General features: G+C 67.0%; 15 protein-coding genes. 5 read left to right on the top strand and 10 right to left on the bottom strand.

Translation table 11 applies throughout. The features are described from left to right. Positions 1-126: 126 nt before the first annotated feature. The 5 genes from AC1RVW_RS24850 to AC1RVW_RS24830 form a co-directional block, all read right to left on the bottom strand. A complete protein-coding gene (locus tag AC1RVW_RS24850; protein WP_409195080.1) occupies positions 127-858 on the bottom strand; it encodes an ABC transporter ATP-binding protein in 732 nt (243 codons plus the stop codon). After that, positions 855-1658, bottom strand: coding sequence for an ABC transporter ATP-binding protein (locus tag AC1RVW_RS24845; protein ID WP_493203199.1), 804 nt, complete (start codon positions 1656-1658; stop codon positions 855-857). The genes AC1RVW_RS24850 and AC1RVW_RS24845 overlap by 4 nt, the downstream gene beginning before the upstream one ends. Further along, positions 1655-2518: a branched-chain amino acid ABC transporter permease gene (locus AC1RVW_RS24840; RefSeq protein ID WP_493203197.1), complete on the bottom strand. Its 864-nt coding sequence runs from the start codon at positions 2516-2518 to the stop codon at positions 1655-1657. The genes AC1RVW_RS24845 and AC1RVW_RS24840 overlap by 4 nt, the downstream gene beginning before the upstream one ends. After that, complete coding sequence (locus AC1RVW_RS24835) at positions 2518-3399, bottom strand: branched-chain amino acid ABC transporter permease (protein WP_081266845.1); 882 nt, start codon at positions 3397-3399, stop codon at positions 2518-2520. Before AC1RVW_RS24835 ends, AC1RVW_RS24840 begins: the two co-directional genes overlap by 1 nt. A 129-nt stretch (positions 3400-3528) precedes the next feature. Then, positions 3529-4683 carry an ABC transporter substrate-binding protein gene (locus AC1RVW_RS24830; RefSeq protein ID WP_106935196.1) on the bottom strand — a complete coding sequence of 385 codons (1155 nt, stop codon included), beginning with the start codon at positions 4681-4683 and terminating at the stop codon, positions 3529-3531. Between the two features lie 221 nt (positions 4684-4904). On the opposite strand from AC1RVW_RS24830, the gene AC1RVW_RS24825 reads away from it, so the two are divergent. Then, positions 4905-5987, top strand: coding sequence for a TRAP transporter substrate-binding protein (locus AC1RVW_RS24825; protein WP_081266844.1), 1083 nt, complete (start codon positions 4905-4907; stop codon positions 5985-5987). A 69-nt stretch (positions 5988-6056) separates the two neighbouring features. Here AC1RVW_RS24825 and AC1RVW_RS24820 read toward each other — a convergent pair whose 3' ends face one another. Beyond that, positions 6057-7892 carry a TRAP transporter large permease gene (locus tag AC1RVW_RS24820; RefSeq protein WP_493203193.1) on the bottom strand — a complete coding sequence of 612 codons (1836 nt, stop codon included), beginning with the start codon at positions 7890-7892 and terminating at the stop codon, positions 6057-6059. Positions 7893-7911: 19 nt separating this feature from the next. Next, the gene (locus AC1RVW_RS24815; protein ID WP_081266842.1) at positions 7912-8538 is read right to left on the bottom strand and encodes a TRAP transporter small permease subunit; all 627 of its coding nucleotides are present in this window, start codon (positions 8536-8538) and stop codon (positions 7912-7914) included. A 162-nt stretch (positions 8539-8700) separates the two neighbouring features. Between AC1RVW_RS24815 and AC1RVW_RS24810 the strand changes: the two genes are divergently transcribed. Next, positions 8701-9987 carry an SUMF1/EgtB/PvdO family nonheme iron enzyme gene (locus tag AC1RVW_RS24810; protein WP_493203191.1) on the top strand — a complete coding sequence of 429 codons (1287 nt, stop codon included), beginning with the start codon at positions 8701-8703 and terminating at the stop codon, positions 9985-9987. Between the two features lie 82 nt (positions 9988-10069). Here the strand turns inward: AC1RVW_RS24810 and AC1RVW_RS24805 are convergent, their stop codons facing one another. Together AC1RVW_RS24805 and aptA are read right to left on the bottom strand one after the other, a co-directional pair. After that, positions 10070-11518 carry an MFS transporter gene (locus AC1RVW_RS24805; RefSeq protein ID WP_285411993.1) on the bottom strand — a complete coding sequence of 483 codons (1449 nt, stop codon included), beginning with the start codon at positions 11516-11518 and terminating at the stop codon, positions 10070-10072. A gap of 77 nt (positions 11519-11595) precedes the next feature. Next, positions 11596-12951 (bottom strand): omega-aminotransferase AptA, encoded by a 1356-nt coding sequence (aptA, locus tag AC1RVW_RS24800; RefSeq protein WP_285411992.1) that lies wholly within the window; start codon positions 12949-12951, stop codon positions 11596-11598. 105 nt (positions 12952-13056) lie between these two features. Here aptA and AC1RVW_RS24795 point away from each other — a divergent pair, with 105 nt between their 5' ends. Then, positions 13057-14016: a LysR family transcriptional regulator gene (locus tag AC1RVW_RS24795; protein ID WP_493203188.1), complete on the top strand. Its 960-nt coding sequence runs from the start codon at positions 13057-13059 to the stop codon at positions 14014-14016. Between the two features lie 42 nt (positions 14017-14058). Here AC1RVW_RS24795 and AC1RVW_RS24790 read toward each other — a convergent pair whose 3' ends face one another. Beyond that, the gene (locus AC1RVW_RS24790) at positions 14059-14823 is read right to left on the bottom strand and encodes a FadR/GntR family transcriptional regulator (protein ID WP_081266837.1); all 765 of its coding nucleotides are present in this window, start codon (positions 14821-14823) and stop codon (positions 14059-14061) included. A 209-nt stretch (positions 14824-15032) separates the two neighbouring features. On the opposite strand from AC1RVW_RS24790, the gene AC1RVW_RS24785 reads away from it, so the two are divergent. Together AC1RVW_RS24785 and AC1RVW_RS24780 are read left to right on the top strand one after the other, a co-directional pair. Continuing rightward, positions 15033-16238 carry an ABC transporter substrate-binding protein gene (locus AC1RVW_RS24785; protein ID WP_493203185.1) on the top strand — a complete coding sequence of 402 codons (1206 nt, stop codon included), beginning with the start codon at positions 15033-15035 and terminating at the stop codon, positions 16236-16238. Positions 16239-16371: 133 nt separating this feature from the next. After that, on the top strand, positions 16372-17232 hold the full coding sequence (locus AC1RVW_RS24780) for a branched-chain amino acid ABC transporter permease (protein ID WP_493203183.1): 861 nt from the start codon (positions 16372-16374) through the stop codon (positions 17230-17232). The last annotated feature ends 6 nt before the right edge of the window (positions 17233-17238 follow it).

Below are 17238 nucleotides of genomic sequence, written 5' to 3'. Positions count from 1 at the left end.
TTCCCCCTCTGGGGGAAGGCCGGGATGGGGGCAAGCAGCGTTCGACAAGCCGCTGGTGACCGATAGGCCGCCGAGCCCCCACCCCGACCCTACCCCAGCGGGGGAGGGAGGAATACCAAAGACCCGTCAGCTTCCCAGGTACGCGTCCTGCACCTTCGGGTTGCCCAGCAGTTCCCGCCCGGTGCCCGACAGCACGATGCTGCCCGTCTCGATCACATAGGCGCGGTCCGCGATCTTCAGTGCCTGGCGCACGTTCTGCTCCACCAGGAAGATCGTCAGCCCCTGCTTGTTGATCTCGCGCAGCGTGCGGAAGATGTCCTGCACGATGATCGGCGCCAGGCCCATCGAGGGCTCGTCCAGCAGCAGCACGCGCGGCTTGGCCATCAGGGCGCGGCCGATGGCCAGCATCTGCTGCTCGCCGCCCGAGAGGTTGCCGGCCAGGCCGTCGGCCCGGTCCTTCAGCACCGGGAACAGGGCGTAGATGCGTTCCAGGTCGGCCGCGCGGGCCGCGGCGCCATCGCGGCGCGTGTAGCCGCCCAGCTCCAGGTTGTCCCGCACCGTGAGCGTGGTCAGCGTGGCGCGGCCCTCGGCCACCTGCACCACGCCGCCGGCCACGATCTTGTGGGGCGACAGCGCGGTGATGTCCTGCCCCGCGAACAGCACGCGCCCGCTCGTCTTCTTGACGAGGCCCGACAGCGCCAGCAGCGTGGTCGACTTGCCCGCGCCGTTGGCGCCGACCAGCGTGGTGATCTGCCCTTCGTGCAATTCGAAATCGATGCCCTTCACCGCCTGCACATGGCCGAAGTTCACCTTCAGGTCCTGCACCTGCAGCAATGGGGTCGTGGTGCCGGCGCTCATGCCGCGGTCTCCTGGTCGTTCGTGGCTTCGTCGTCTTCGCGGCCGAGGTAGGCCTCGATCACCTGCGGGTCGTTGCGGATCTGCTCGGGGCCGCCGCGCGCGATGATGCGGCCGAAGTTCAGCACCGCGATCTGCTGGCACAGCCCCATCACGAAGCGCATGTCGTGCTCGATCATGAAGACCGTGAAGCCGCGCGCCGCGATGTTCTCGATCTCGACCATCAGCTCGCTCTTCTCGGTGCTGTTCATGCCGGCCACCGGCTCGTCGAGCAGCAGCAGCGTGGGCTCGGTGGCCAGCGCGCGCGCCAGCTCCAGCTTGCGCTGGTCGCCGTACGAGAGGTTGTCGGCCACGTCGTTGGCCTTGTGGTCCAGCTTGACCCAGCTCAGCAGTTCGCGCGCGCGGTCGCGGGCGCGCTTTTCCTCGCTGCGGAACAGGCCCGTGCTTGCGAGCAGGCCCAGCGGGCCGTAGCGCAGCTTGGCGTCCATGCCCACGGTCACGTTTTCCAGCAGCGACATCTCCTTGAAGATGCGGATGTTCTGGAAGGTGCGCGCGATGCCGCCACGGGTGATCTGGAAGGGCTTGCGGCCCGCCAGGTCCTGGCCCTGGAAGTGGATGGTGCCGCTGGTGGTGGGCAGCAGGCCGGTGATCAGGTTGAACACCGTCGTCTTGCCGGCGCCGTTCGGGCCGATCAGCCCGAAGATCCCGCCCTTCGGAATGTCCAGGTTCACGTCCTGCAGGACCTTGAGCCCGCCGAAGTAGCGCGACACGTTCTTCAACGTGAGAAGGGTGTTGTCGCTCATGCTGCGCTCCCCTTGCGTCCGAACCACTGGCGGATGCGCGCCGGGTCCCAGATGCCCTTGGGCAGGAACAGCACGATCAGCACCAGGATGAAGCCGTTGACCACCAGGCGGAAGGCGCCAAGGCCGCGCAGCGTTTCCGGCAGCAGCGTGAGGATGGTGCCGCCCAGCACCGGGCCGGTGAGGCTGCCGATTCCGCCGAGGATGGCCATCGTCAGGATGTCGACCGCGCGGTTGAAGCCGTATTCGCCCGGGCCGATGAAGAAGGTCAGGTGCGCGTTCAGCGTGCCCGCCAGGCCGGCAATGGCGCCGCCCAGCACGAAGGCCAGCATCTTGTGGCCCGCCACGTCGATGCCCATCAGGCCGGCGGCGGTCTCGTCTTCCTTGATGGCCTCGAAGGCGCGGCCGACCTTGGAGCGGCGGATGCGCCACAGCACCAGCAGCACGAGCACCAGCGCCAGCGCCACGTGCCACCACTCGGTGGATTGCGGAATGCCGTTCAGGCCCAGCGCGCCGCCCGTGAGCGACTCGGCGTTCAGGATGGCGATGCGCACCACCTCGCCGAAGGCCAGCGTGGCCATGGCCAGGTACACGCCCGACAGCCGCAGCGTCGGCTTGCCGATGATGAAGGCGACCAGCGCCGGCGCGGCCATGCCCGCGGCAATGGCCACCGGGAACGGCGCGCCGTAGTTCAGCGTGAGGATCGACGCGGTGTACGCGCCGATGCCCATGAATGCGGCGTTGGCCAGCGCCAGCATGCCGCAGGCGAGGGTGAGCCAGATCGAGAGCGCCAGCAGCCCGTTGATGCCCAGCGAGAGCACCAGGTTGCTGTAGACCGACCAGAAGTTGTCGAAGGCTTCCATCAGACCTTGCGCTCCTTCAGCGAACCGAAAAGGCCCTTCGGGCGCACCAGCAGCACGAGGAACAGCAGGCCGAAGGCCACCGCGTCGCGCATGTTGGAGCCCACGTAGGCCACCGACAGCACCTCGGCGAAACCGAGGAACAGGCCGCCGAGCAGCGCGCCGCGGATGTCGCCCATGCCGCCCAGGATGATCACCGCGATGCCCTTCTCGAGCATCGGCTGGCCCATCAGCGGGAAGAGCGCGTTCGAGTACAGCCCGATCAGCACCCCCGCCACGCCGCCCAGGCCGGCGGCCACGAACGAGGTCAGGAAGAACAGGCCCTCGACGTTCACGCCCACCAGGTACGCCGCCTTGGGCGACTCGGCAATGGCGCGCAGCGCGCGGCCCAGTTGGGTGCGCTGCAGCGACAGCATCAGCACGCCCATCAGCACGAACGATGCGAGCACGATGCCCAGCTCGAGCACGGTGACGTGGATGCCGGCGAACACCAGCGCGTCGTCGGGAATGGTACCGGGCGGGAAGCGCAGGTTCTCCGCGCCGAAGATGCCCTGGATGCCGTTGTTCAGGATGATGGCCACGCCGATGGTGGCGATCATCGGGATCAGGTGGGGTGCGTTGCGCTTGCGCAGCGGTTTGAGCACCAGCACGTCGACCAGGAACCCCAGCACGCCGCAGAAGGCGAAGGCGAATGGCAGGCCGACCCACAGCGGCATGCCCGACACGCGCATGAATTCGGCCGCGGCATACGCGCCGACCATGAACACCGCGCCGTGCGAGAGGTTGATGACGCCGAGCACGCCGAAGATGAGTGTGAAGCCGAGCGCGAAGAGTGCGTAGACGCACCCCAGCGACAAGGCATTGACAAGCTGCTGATCGAGCACGATGGGCTTTCGTCAGGCCGCGGCACGAGGCGTGTTGCGGCAAATCAAAAAAGAAAACGGCGCAGTGACTGTCCTGCGCCATATGCGGGGGCATGACGGGCCGCGCGGCCCGCCACCGGGACTGCTTGCTTACTTCTCGATCACGAACGCGGTGCCCTTCGTGACACTCACGATGGCCGTCTGCTGCGCGTCGTAGCCGGCGGGCTTGCCGGCCTTGTCCTTGGCGCGTGTGAAGGCGAAGGCGCCGGTGGCGCCGGTCCACTTCACGTTGGGCAGCGCGTCGCGCAGGGCGGTGCGGTCGGCCGCCAGGTTGCCCGACAGCTTCACGCCCTTGAGCGCCTGGGCCACCACGTACAGGCCGTCGTAGGCCTGCGCGGCGAACTGGTCGGGCGCCATCTTGAACTTGTCGTTGTAGGCCTTCTGGAACTTGGTGTTCTCGGGCGTGGCGTTGCTGGCCGACCAGGGGCTGCCGACGTACAGGTTGTCCGAGCTGCCCTTGGCCAGGTCGAAGATCTTGGTCGAGTTCATGCCGTTGCCGCCGATGACCGGCACGTTCAGGCCGAGCTGGCGGGCCTGCACCATGATCGGCGCGCCTTCGGCCAGCAGTGCCGACAGCACGATGGCGTCGGGGTTGGTGGCCTTGATCTTGGTGAGCTGGGCCTTGAAGTCGACGTCGCCCTTGGCGAAGGTCTCGGTCGTGGTCACGGGCAGCTTCAGGTCTTCCAGGGCCTTCTTGAAGTTGTCGTAGCCGCTCTTGGTGAACACGTCGTCGTTGCCGTACAGCACGGCGACCTTCTTCACGTTGCCGTGCTTGATGGCCACGCGCAGAGTCTCGGGCAGCACGTCGGCTTCGGTCACGGAGTTGCGGAACACGTAGTCGCCGATCGAGGTGATGCCGTCGGCCGTGTTCGACGTGCCGAAGGCCACGGTCTTGGCGGCCTGGGCGATCGGGTCGGCCGCCTGGGCCGAGTTCGACAGCGTGGGGCCGAAGGTCATCAGGACCTTGTCCTGGAAGATCAGCTTCTTGAAGACGTTGATCGCGTCTTCCTTCTTGCCTTGCTCGTCTTCGACGGCCAGCACGATCTTGTCGCCATTGATGCCGCCGGCGGCGTTGATTTCGTCCGCGGCCAGCTGGAAGCCGTTGCGGATGGCGGCGCCGTACTGCGCGGCACCGCCGGACAGGGCGGCTGCGACGCCGATCTTGATGTCGGCGGCTTGCGCGCCGAAAGCGGTGGCCGCGGCGAACGCGAGCAGTGCGGGCTTGAAGGAGTTAGGGAGTCTCATGTCTTGATGCCGTTTCCAGCGGTGTATGTAAGGCGATATAACATTTTATGCCTCGTCTACACGAGACCGAGTTCGCGCGCGACAGGGGGAGGCGCCGGGCGCAGGGTAAACCCCCGCCGGAGGCTGTAAGCGCGTTTTTACAATCGCCCGGGCTTATACAAAAGTCCCCAACGCGGTCACAAGCCGCGTTTTGTTTTTTCAAAGAACTCGGAGAGCTATCAATGGATCGTCGTTCCCTAATCAAAAACGCCGGCATCGCCGGCGTTTTGGCTGCCGGCATTGCGCCTGCCGTTCATGCGCAGACCGCAGTCCGCTGGCGCCTGGCCTCGAGCTTCCCGCGCTCGCTCGACACGATTTTCGGCAGCGCCGAAATGCTGTCGAAGACCGTCAAGGCACTGTCCGGCGGCAAGTTCGAAATCTCGGTCCACCCCGCCGGCGAGCTGATGCCCGCATTCGGCGTGGTCGACGCACTGCAGGGCGACACGCTCGAAATGGCGCAGACCGCCGCGTACTACTTCACCGGCAAGGATCCGATCTTCGCGTTCAGCTGCGCAGTGCCCTTCGGCCTGACCGCACGCCAGACCGACTCGTGGAAAGAGTACGGCAACGGCCGCAAGCTGCTCGACGCCTTCTTCGCGCAATACAACTTCCGCACCGCCAGCGCCGGCAACACCGGCACGCAGATGGGCGGCTGGTACCGCAAGGAGATCAAGACGGTCGCCGACCTCAAGGGCCTGAAGATGCGCATGGGCGGCGGCGTGTTCGGCGAGGCCATGGCCAAGCTGGGCGTGGTGTCGCAGAACATGCCCGCCGGCGACGTGTACCAGGCGCTCGAAAAGGGCACGCTGGACGCCGCCGAGTTCGTCGGTCCCTACGACGACGAGAAGCTGGGCTTCAACAAGGTGGCCCCGTACTACTACTACCCCGGCTGGTGGGAAGGCGGCGCCGACCTCGAGTTCTTCATCAACAACAAGGCCTTCGCCAAGCTGTCGGACGAGAACAAGGCCATCCTCGACGCGGCCACCAAGGTCGCCGCGCGCGACATGATCGCCAAGTACGACGCCTACAACCCGGTGGCGCTCAAGCGCCTGGTTGCCGCCAAGACCGAACTCAAGCCGTTCCCCAAGGCCGTGATGGACGCGGGCTTCAAGGCCTCGATGGAAGTCTTCGCCGAGCACGAAGCCAAGTCGCCCGAGTTCAAGAAGATCCACCAGGACATGCGCGCCTTCCAGCGCGACCAGATCCTGTGGAACCGCTTCTCGGAGTACCCGTTCAACCAGTACATGAACTCGGTCAAGATCTGATACCGACGCGACCCGCATGAAAAAGGCCGCCCCGTGCAAACGGGGCGGCCTTTTGGCTTGCGGGGCCGTTCAGGGCTTCTGCTGCTGCTTGAGCGCGTCCTGCATGGCCTTCATGGGATCGGTCTCGCCGCTGTCGGCCGGCGCGGCCCCGGGGGCCGGTGCCGGTGCGGCGCCTTCCGCGCCCGGCTGCGGTTCGGCGCCCGGCGCGGCTTCCTCGGGGCCGCCGTAGGGGTCGGCGGCCGGTCCGCCGTCCTCGGGCTTCAGGCTGTCGCGCATCTGCGCCCCGATGTCGTCGAGGTTGACCTTCACCTCCTTGTCGAGCGCGCCCGTCACGATCTGCGGGAACGCGATCAGCACGCCCACCATGGTGAGCTGGATCAGCACGAACGGGATCGCACCCTTGTAGATCTGCATCGTCGTCACCGGCTCCATGACCTTCTGGGTCACGCGGTCCACGTATTGCTTGTCGGGTGCGACGGAGCGCAGGAAGAACAGCGCGAAGCCGAAGGGCGGGTGCATGAACGAGGTCTGCATGTTCACCGCCAGCAGCACGCCGAACCAGATCAGGTCGATGCCCAGCTTGTGGGCCACGGGCGCCAGCAGCGGCACTACGATGAACGACAGCTCGAAGTAGTCCAGGAAGAACGCCAGGAAGAACACCAGCACGTTCACCGCGATCAGGAAGCCCACCGGGCCGCCGGGCAGGGACGACAGCAGGTGCTCGACCCAGATCGGGCCGTCGGCGGCCTGGAACACCAGGCTGAACACCGTGGCGCCGATCAGGATGAACATCACGAAGCTCGACAGCTTGGTGGTCGAGGCCAGCGCCTGCTTCAGCAGCGTGAGGCTCATGCGCCGGCGCACCCAGGCCATGATCAGCGCGCCCAGGGCGCCCATTGCGCCGCCTTCGGTGGGCGTGGCCACGCCCAGGAAGATGGTGCCCAGCACCAGGAAGATCAGCAGCAGCGGCGGAATGAGCACGAAGGTCACGCGCTCGGCCAGCCGCGACAGCAGGTTGAGCTTCAGGCCCTTGTTGATCAGCGCGATCACCAGGGCCACGAACACGCCGCCGCACATGGCGACCACGACCTTCTCGTCGGTGGCCACCGAGGTCACTTCCTGGCCCTGGAACCAGGTGTGCACGGCCGCCATGTTGCGCGCCAGCCAGACCGCCACCACGGCCGACAGCGCGGCGAGCGCCACCAGCGACGTGTAGCCGCCGCTGCCGTTGGGTTCGCGGAAGGTGCGGGCCTCGGGCGGCAGCGCCGGCACCTGCGCGGGCCGGAAGATCGCGAGGAACACGACATAGACCACGTACAGGCCCATCAGCATGAAGCCGGGCAGGAAGGCGCCCTTGTACATGTCGCCGACGCTCTTGCCGAGCTGGTCGGCCATGATGATCAGCACCAGCGAGGGCGGGATGATCTGCGCCAGCGTGCCCGATGCGGCAATCACGCCGCTGGACAGCCGCCGGTCGTAGCCGTAGCGCAGCATGATCGGCAGCGAGATCAGGCCCATCGAGATGACCGATGCCGCCACCACGCCCGTGGTGGCCGCCAGCAGCGCGCCGACGAAGATCACCGCCAGCGCCAGGCCGCCGCGCATCGGCCCGAAGACCTGGCCGACCGTGTCGAGCAGGTCCTCGGCCATGCCGCTGCGCTCCAATATGAGCCCCATGAGCGTGAAGAAGGGCACCGCCAGCAGTGTGTCGTTGGCCATGATGCCGATCAGCCGCTGGGGCAGCCAGGCCATCACCGACGACTGGAACACGCCGAGCTCGATGCCGACGAGACCGAAGAACAGGCCGCAGGCCCCGAGGCTGAATGCGACGGGATAGCCCAGCAGCAGGAAGCAGATCAGCCCCGCGAACATGATCGGGGCGAAGTTGGCAACAATGAATTCCATGGTGTCTGTGCTCGGCCGTTCAGTGTTGCGTGCCGGGAGCGGCCGTGCCGGCCTTGGCTGCGTCTTTCTCGGCCTGCAGGCGCAGGGCTTCGATCAGCTCGGCCTCGGCCGTCTTGTCGGTCAGCCGGCCCATGGGGTCGGGGCCTTGGCCGCGCAGGAACGCGATGCGCTTGATCAGCTCGGACCAGCCCTGCAGCATCAGCAGCACGAAGCCGGCCGGCAGCGCCGCCCACACGGGCCAGCGGATCAGCCCGCCCGAGTTGCCGGACATCTCGCCCGACTTGTACATCTGGATCACCACGGGCATCGACAGGTAGAGCACCGTCAGGCACAGCGGCGTCAGGAAGAATGCGAAGCCGATGATGTCGATCCACACCTGCTTGCGCTTGGACAGGCGGCTGTTGATCACGTCGATGCGCACATGCTCGCGGTGCAGCAGCGTGAAGCCGGCGGCGATCAGGAACGACCAGGCGAACAGATACCACTGCACTTCGAGAAACGCGTTGGAGCTGGTGTTGAATATCTTGCGCACCACCGCGTTGAGGGCGCTGATCACCGTGGCGGCCAGGATCAGCCAGATCGCGTATTTGCCCACCTGGGCGTTGAGCCAGTCGATGGCCCGGGAAAGCTTGAGCAAGCCTTGCATTTCATCTCCATTTTTGTATTGGATGCCCCACATACGACCGCACCCGACGCACTGGCCTTGTGTGCCAGCGGGTCGGGTGCGTGAGGCGGTGCGGATTCTATCGATGTAATCGAAAGTGTCTTCTGGGGGCTACCCGGAGGCGTGGCTTGGCCATAATGTTTCATGGCCCAGACACCGCGCCCCCCTCCGGCCCCGTCCGTGGCGACGTCCCAATCGATCGACTCCCCCGACATGAGCCGGGCCGGCCGAGATCTGCTTTCCCTGGCGCTGATCGACGCGCGCAACCACACGCTGCACCTGCTGTCGCTCTTCGAGCAGGCGCTGGGCGAAGGCATGCCGACGCCGCGCGGGCCCGATGTCGTGCCGCCGGTCTGGCTGGCCGGCCACATCGGCTGGTTCGCCGAATGGTGGATCGGCCGCAACACCCAGCGCGCCTTCGGTGCCGATTGCCCGGTGCGGCCCACGCGGCTGGCGGCCATCGAGCCCGGCGCCGACAGTTGGTGGAACCCGGCGCAGGCCACGCCCGACCAGCGCTGGTCGCCCGTACTGCCCGACCTCGCCCAGACCAAGGCCTACCTGCTCGAGACGCTGGAGAGCACGCTCGAACTGCTGGAGCATGCGGCCGAGACCGACGCCGGCCTCTACTTCTACAGGCTGGCGCTGGCGCATGAAGACCTGCGCGGCGAACAGTTCGTCGTGATGGCGCAGACGCTGGGGCTGCCTCTGGGCGTCGAGCAGGCGCCCATCGCCGTCACGCGCGAGCCGCTGCTGCTGCCGGCCACCCGCTGGGAACTGGGCATGCCCGAGAGCGGCTTCGCCTTTGCGCAGGAACGTGCCACGCATCGCGTCGACGTGCCGGAGTTCGAGATCGACGCCCAGCCCGTCACCTGGAACCAGTACGTCGAGTTCGTCGACGACGGCGGCTACGACCGCGAGGAACTGTGGCGCGGCGAAGGCTGGCGCTGGCTCTCGGCCCAGATCGAAGGGCGGCGCGGGCCGCGCCATGTGGAGCAGATCGGCGCCGCGCGGCACGGCTCCGGGGGCTCGGTGCTGCAGCACCGCTTTGGCGCGACGGTGCGCGCCGCCGGCCACCACAGCGCGGTGCACCTGAGCTGGTGGGAGGCCGATGCCTGGGCGCGCTGGGCGGGACGCCGCGTGGCGACCGAGGTCGAATGGGAGATCGCCGCGCACACCGCCGCGCGGCGCGGCTTCCGCTGGGCCGACGTGCACGAGTGGACCGCCGGCACGCTGAGCCCCTGGCCCGGCTACCGTGCCGACCCGTGGAGCGCGGGCGGGGAGTTCGATCCCGCTGCTGCATTCGGGCGTGCACGCGTGCTGCGCGGCGCCTCGTTCGCGACACGCGCGCGTCTTCGTTCACCCAAGCGCCGCGGCTTCGCCTTGCCGGAGCGCGACGACGGGTTCTTCGGCTTCCGCACCTGCAGTCTTTGATTCGCCCCCAGGCTGCGCGCACTTCGTGTCGCTTCGCCAACCCCCTTCCGGGGCGCTCACGGCGGGACGCGGCGGTGTGGTCTCAATCGTTTCGAGTAACCACGCCCGGGTCGGCCGCCAGCGGCGGCGCCACTTCTTCCAGCGGCTTGCGCTCCGCGTCGGCCGCATAGCGCAGGGCCAGCAGCCCGGCCACGATGACCAGCGCCGCGCCGATGCCGTAGCCCACCATCACCGCGCCACGGCTGCCTGTCTCTATCAGCAGGCCGAACAGCACCGGCGCCACGAAGCCGCCCGCGCCCATGCCGACGGCATAGAAGATGGCGATGGCCATCGCGCGCATTTCCAGCGGGAACACCTCGCTCACGGTGAGGTAGGCCGAGCTGGCGGCCGCCGAGGCCAGGAAGAACACGGCCGACCAGCACAGCGCCTGGCTGCGCGCGTCGAGCCAGCCCATCATGAACGCCCAGCCGGTGAGCGCCAGGCCCACGCCCGCGAGCACATAGGTCAGCGCGATCATCTTGCGCCGGCCCAGGCTGTCGAACAGCGGGCCCAGCAGCAGCGGGCCGAGCACGTTGCCGAGCGCGAACGGAAAGATGTACAGCGCCACGCTGGCTTCAGGCACGCCGTAGAAGCGCGTGAGGACCAGCGCGTAGGTGAAGAAGATCGCGTTGTAGAAGAAAGCCTGCGACACCATCAGCGCAAGCGCGACCACGCTGCGCTGGCGATAGTGCTTGAACAGCACGCGCGCCACCTCGCGCATCGAGGGGCTGGTCTGGCGAGCGTCGGTGTAGTCCACATGGCCCTGCGGCGCGGGAAGCGGGCCGTGCTGCGCCGAGACCTCCGCTTCGATCTGCTCGACGATGCGCCGGGCTTCGTCCGCGCGCCCGTGCGCAATGAGCCAGCGCGGGCTCTCCGGCACGTCGCGCCGCACCAGCAGGATGGCCACCGCCAGCACCGCGCCCAGCGCGAAGCCCGCGCGCCAGCCCCATACCGGGCCGATCACATGAGGGTCCAGCAGCACCAGGCTCAGCCCCGCGCCGAGCGCCGCGCCAATCCAGAAGCTGCCGTTGATCGCGAGGTTGACGCGCCCGCGCACGCGCGCCGGAATCAACTCGTCGATGGCCGAGTTGATGGCCGCGTACTCGCCGCCGATGCCCAGTCCGGTAACGAAGCGGCAGAGCGCGAAGAAAGCGAAATCCGGAGAAAAAGCCGTGGCCAGCGTGCCCACCGTGTAGACCACCAGCGTGACGAGAAAGAGCTTCTTGCGCCCGAGCCGGTCGGTGAGCCGCCCGAAGAGCAGGGCGCCCAGCACCGCGCCCGCCACGTACACCGAGCCCGACAGGCCGATCTCGCCGGCGGTGAGGCCCAGCGTGTCGGGCCGCTCCAGCACCGCCCCGATGGAGCCCACCAGCGTGACCTCCAGGCCGTCGAGCACCCAGGCCACGCCCAGCGCGATCACCACGCGCCAATGCCAGCGCGACCACGGCAGGCGGTCCAGGCGGGCGGGGATGTCGCTGCGCAGAGCCGTCATGCCGCCGATTATTGAAAGGCGGCCGGCGCGCCGCCTGTAGGACCTGGCCTCCGATCAGGCCGGAGGCCGCGACGGACTCAGGCCGTCTCCGCCAAAGCGTCGGCCAGCGCGTTGACCATGCGGTCGATCTCGGCCTTCTCGGCGACGAAGGGCGGTGCCAACTGGATGGTGTCGCCGCCGTAGCGCACGTAGAAGCCCTTCTTCCAGCAGTTCATGGCGATCTCGTACGGACGGCGCGCGGGCTCGCCCGGCACCGCGGCGATGGTCAGGCCGGCGGCCAGGCCGAAGTTGCGGATGTCGTTGACGTGCTTGCTGCCCTTCAGGCTGTGCACCGCGTTCTCGAAGTGCGGCGCCAGCGCCTGCACGCGGCCGATCATGTCTTCCTTCTGCAGTACGTCGAGCGCGGCGATGCCGGCGGCGCAGGCCACCGGGTGCGCGCCGTAGGTGTAGCCGTGCGGGAACTCGAGCATGTAGTCGGGGCCGCCTGCCGCCATGAAGGTGTCGTAGATTTCCTTGCTGGCGACCACGGCGCCCAGCGGCTGCGCGCCGTTGGTCACCTGCTTGGCGATGTTCATGATGTCGGGCGTGACGCCGAAGGCTTCCGAGCCCGTGAGCGCGCCGCAGCGGCCGAAACCGGTGATCACTTCGTCGAAGATCAGCAGGATGTTGTTGGCGGTGCAGATGTCGCGCAGGCGCTTCAGGTAGCCCTTGGGCGGAATCACCACGCCGGCCGAACCCGCGAAAGGCTCCACGATGACGGCCGCGATGTTCGATGCGTCGTGCAGCGCGATCAGGTCGAGCAGGCGGTCGGCCAGTTCGGCGCCGTTCTCGGCCATGCCGCGCGTGAAGGCGTTGGAAGCGAGTTGCGTGTGCGGCAGGTGGTCGGCCTCGACGCCCTGGCCGAACAGCTTGCGGTTGGCCGCGATGCCGCCCACCGAGATGCCGCCGTAGTTGACGCCGTGGTAGCCCTTCTCGCGGCCGATCAGGCGAGTCTTGCTGGCCTGTCCCTTGGTGCGCCAGTAGGCGCGCGCCATCTTCAGCGAGGTGTCGGCGGCTTCGGAGCCCGAGCCCGTGAAGAACACGTAGTCCAGCCCGGCGGGCGTCAGTTCCTTGATCCTGTTGGCCAGCTCGAACGACAGCGGGTGGCCGAACTGGAACGCGGGCGAGTAGTCGAGCTTGGCGATCTGGCGGCTCACTGCCTCGGTGATCTCGGGGCGGCCGTGGCCCAGGCCCGAACACCACAGGCCCGAGAGGCCGTCGAAGATCTTGCGGCCGTCGATGTCGGTGAAGTAGGCGCCCTTGGCTTCCACGATGATCCGCGGATCGGCCTTGAAGTTGCGGTTACCGGTGTAGGGCATCCAGTGCGCGTCGAGCCAGGCGGCGTCGGTCCGCATGGCGGGCGTGGGTTCGAGGGCGGGGGCTGCAAGGGTCATGGCGTTCCGCGCGGGCGGGCTCCGGAGGGGGTTGTGAATGCGCCGATTGTTGGCAGACCCTTCAGTGTGGAGAATGGCGCAATATCAATGTTCACTTGACACTTCATGCAAGTAAAGGCCAAAGCCCAAAACGGTGCCCAGAACAGTGCTCGTAACCGCGCCGTCCTGGGGCAGCTCAGCGACATGGACCTGCGGCTGCTCAAGGTTTTCAAGAGCGTGGTCGACTGCGGCGGCATGGCGGCCGCCGAGCTGGAGCTGAACATCGGCACCTCCACCGTGAGCCGGCATGTGAAAGACCTGGAAACGCGGCTGGGCCTGGTGCTGTGCCGCCGGGGCAGGGCGGGTTTCGCACTCACCGCCGAGGGCCAGCGCGTGTACGACGAGACCCTGCGCCTGCTGGCTTCGGTCGACGCCTTTCGCGGCAGCATCGACGACATCCACAACCGCATGGGCGGGCAGCTGGAGGTGGCGCTGTTCGACAAGACCGCGACCAACCCGAAGGCGCGCATCGGCGAGGCCATTGCGCGTTTCACCGAGATGGCGCCGGAGGTGAGCCTGGCGGTGCACGTGGGCTCCATCAACGCCATAGAGCAGGGGGTGCTGGAAGGCAACTTCCAGATCGGCATCATCCCGGCGCACCGCGCTTCGCAGAGCCTGGTGTACGCGGACCTGTTCGACGAGACGATGCTGCTGTACTGCGGCAAGGGCCATCCGTTGTTCGACAGCCCCCATGCCAGGCTCACCTGGGGGAAGCTGGGCGAACACCATTTCGCGGGGCTGGGCTATCACTCGCCCAACATGGAGCTGAGCCACAGGGCGCGGTTGTCGCGCAAGGCGACTGGCTTCGACCAGGAGGCGATTGCCACGCTGATCCTGTCGGGCCGCTTCCTGGGCTTTCTGCCCGACCACTATGCGCAGGTGTTCGAGGAGCGCGGGCTGATGAAGGCGGTGCTGCCGGCGCGGTTCAACTACGCATGCAAATTCGTGAGCCTGCTGCGGCGTTCGCCGAAGCCGTCGCGGGCCGTGCTGGCGTTTCAGGATTGCCTGGAGCGGGCGCACGCCTGACCTTCGCCGTTTCTCCGGGGCACGCCCCCTGAACGGACCGGCCTATCGCTGCCCGCTGGGCAGCAACAGATGCTTGGCCCCGATGTGCGCCTCCATCTCGTGCATGTGCGCTTCTGCATCCACCATGTGCTCGGCCATCAGCCGGCGCACTTCCTCAGCGTCTTCCTTGCGGTAGGCCGCGAGCAGCTGCGTGTGGTAGTCGACATTCGTCTCGCCGAAGTGGTGGTGGTCCAGCGCCTTCTTGTAGACCACCAGGTCGCGCAGCAGGTCGTTGAGAAAGCGGCACATGAACGAAAGCACCGGATTGGGGCAGCTCTCCGCCAGCATGGTGTGGAAGGCGAGTTCCGCCTCGCGCTGGGTGCGCAGTTCGTCCTCGTTGGTCGGCTCGATGGTGCACAGGCGGATGTTTTCCTCGAGCTTGTCGAACTGCTCCGGCGTCAGCCTGCCGACCACGCTCACGGCCAGTTCAGGCTCCAGTGCCTTGCGCAACTGATAGATATGGTGCCCGTCCAGGTGATGGAAATGCAGGAAGTTGCGCAGCGGCTCCGACGCATGGTCGACCGACACCTGCTGCAGGTAGGCCCCGCCGCCGGGCCCAGTGCGGATGGAGACGAGCCCGCGCACCTCCAGCGCCTTCAGCGCCTCGCGCACCGTGCTCTTCGAGTACCCGAAAAGCTCGATCAGTTCTTTCTCGTTCGGTAGCCGGTCGCCGGGCTGCTTGCGCTCCGCCACGATCCAGCGCTTGACGTCTTCGACGATGACGTCCGAGAGCTTTTGCCGCTTAGGACGGTTCTGCCCCACTCTCATTGAAACGCTCCATGCCCATCGGGAGATGCGCGGGATGCGCAACAGCGCGCGATCTTAAACGGCGTCATCGGCGAGCTCCGGTCGGTGTTGGGCACAAGGATTGCTAGCGGGTTTTTACCAGCATATTAATCCTATTTATCCGCTTAAATTCGCCGGCAATCGCAGGCCCCACCTTTTCCTTGTTTCACCCACCACGACCGGAGATCCCCATGCATCGCAGACACCTCCTTCAGCTTGCCGCCCTGTCGGCCGCCCCCGCTTCCCTGCTGGCCGGCCGCGCCGCCTTTGCCCAGTCGGCCGAGGCGATCCGCTTCGGCTGCCCGGTCCCGATGTCGGGCGCCTTCGCGGCCAACGGCAAGTACGCCGACCTGGGCATGAAGCTGGCCATCGAGCAATACGGCAGCGTGCTCAAGCGCCCGCTGGCCTACACCGTGCTCGACACCGAAGGCAAGCCGGCCACCGCCGTGCGCAAGGTGCAGGAAGCCTCGCAGCAGCAGGGCGCGAAGTTCTTCGCGGGCGGCATCCTGTCGTCGGAAGCGCTGGCCATGGGCAAGGAGGCGGAGAAGGCCGGCGGCCTGTTCATCACCACCGCGGGCGCGGACGAGATCACCGGCAAGGACTGCAATACCGCCACCTTCCGCTGGTCGGTGCCCACCTTCGGTGCCATCGAGCAGACGGTGCGCCCGCTGATCGCCACCATGCCGAAGGCCAAGCGCTGGTACACCATCACGCCGCAGTACGTGTTCGGCGACGGCCTGCTGAGCGCGGCCAAGAACATCTTCCAGGAGAAGGGCATCGAGCACGTGGGCAACAGCTACCACTCGCTCAACGAGAAGGAGTTCAGCGGCTACCTCACCAACGCGATGGCGGCCAAGCCCGACGTGCTGCTGCTGCTGAACTTCGGCGCGCAGTCTTCCGCGGCGCTGCGCCAGGCCGTGAGCTTCGGCATGCACAAGAACATGACGATCCTCATGGCCTGGGCTTCGGGCCTGGAGCAGTTCGACGAACTGGGTGCGGACCTTTGCGAAGACGTGTACTTCGGCGCGCAGTACTGGCACACGGCCGACACCACGCTCAACAAGGACCTGGTGAAGCGCACCGCCGACAAGCTCAAGATCGTGCCCAACTACAGCCTCGCGGGCTCGTACGTCTGCACCAAGATCCTGATCGAAGGCATCGTCAAGGCGGGCACGGTCGACCAGAAGGCGGTGATCGCCGCGCTCGAGGGCATGAAGTTCGACGGCCTCACCGGCACCGAGGAAATCCGCAAGGCCGACCACCAGGTCATCAAGGACTACTACCTGCTCAAGGGCAAGGCCAAGTCGAAGATGAAGAACGCGGCCGACTATGTCGACGTGGTGAGTTCCGGCAAGTCCTTCCTGCCAGCCGACAAGACCGGCTGCAGATTGGGCTAACCCCCAGGCTTGCCCACTGCGTGTGGCCTCCAACCCCCTTGCAGGGGGCAACACCTGCGGCCCGGCAAAGCCGGTTCCGCGGTGTTCCCGAAAGGTCGGGGTGCCGCATCCGAGCCCGTCATCACTCACACATATGTCCGTCTACCTGCTCCAGACCATCAACGGAATCGGCATCGGCATGCTGTATTTTCTGCTGGCCGTTGGCTTGTCCATCGTGTTCGGCCTGCTGCGTTTCGTGAACTTCGCGCACGGCGCTTTCTATCTGCTGGGCGCCTACCTGTGCTACCAGGCCATGCAGTGGGGCCTGAACTTCTGGGCCGCGCTGGTGCTGGTGCCGCTGTTCGTCGGCGCGCTCGGCTGGCTGGCCGAGAAGCTGCTGCTGCGCCGTGTGTATGCCAAGGCGCACGAGTTCCACATCCTCGTGACGGTGGGGCTCGCGCTCGCGGTGCAGGAGATCGTCATCGTGTTCTGGGGCCCGCTGGGCAACAGCGTGCCCACGCCCGACCTGCTCCAGGGCGTGGTGATGTGGGGCAGCTTCGTCTATCCGAAGTACCGGCTGTTCGTGATCGGCTTCACCGCCGTGCTCGCGGTGTTGCTGTGGTGGGTGCTCGAAGGCACGCGCCTGGGCAGCGCGGTGCGCGCGGGCAGCGAATCGACCGAGATGGTGTCGCTGCTCGGCATCAACGTGTTCCGCGTGTTCAGCCTGGTGTTCGCGCTGGGTGCGGCCACGGCGGCGCTGGCCGGCGTGCTGGCTGCGCCCATTCGCGGGGCCGAGCCCTTCATGGGCGTCGAGGCGCTGAGCGTGGCCTTCGTGGTGGTGGTGATCGGCGGGCTCGGCAGCTTCGGCGGCGCGCTCGTGGGCGGGCTGGTCATCGGCATCGTGCAAAGCCTCATGAGCACCATCTGGCCGCCGGGAGCCAGCCTGATGATCTACATCGCGATGGCGGCCGTGCTGCTGCTGCGCCCGCATGGCCTGCTCGGCCGGAAAGCATGAACGGAC

The sequence above is a fragment of the Variovorax sp. MPBD4-3 genome, from assembly GCF_058809745.1.
Note: the sequence above shows the minus strand (reverse complement) of the source record. Positions and strands in the feature narration are given on the sequence as shown.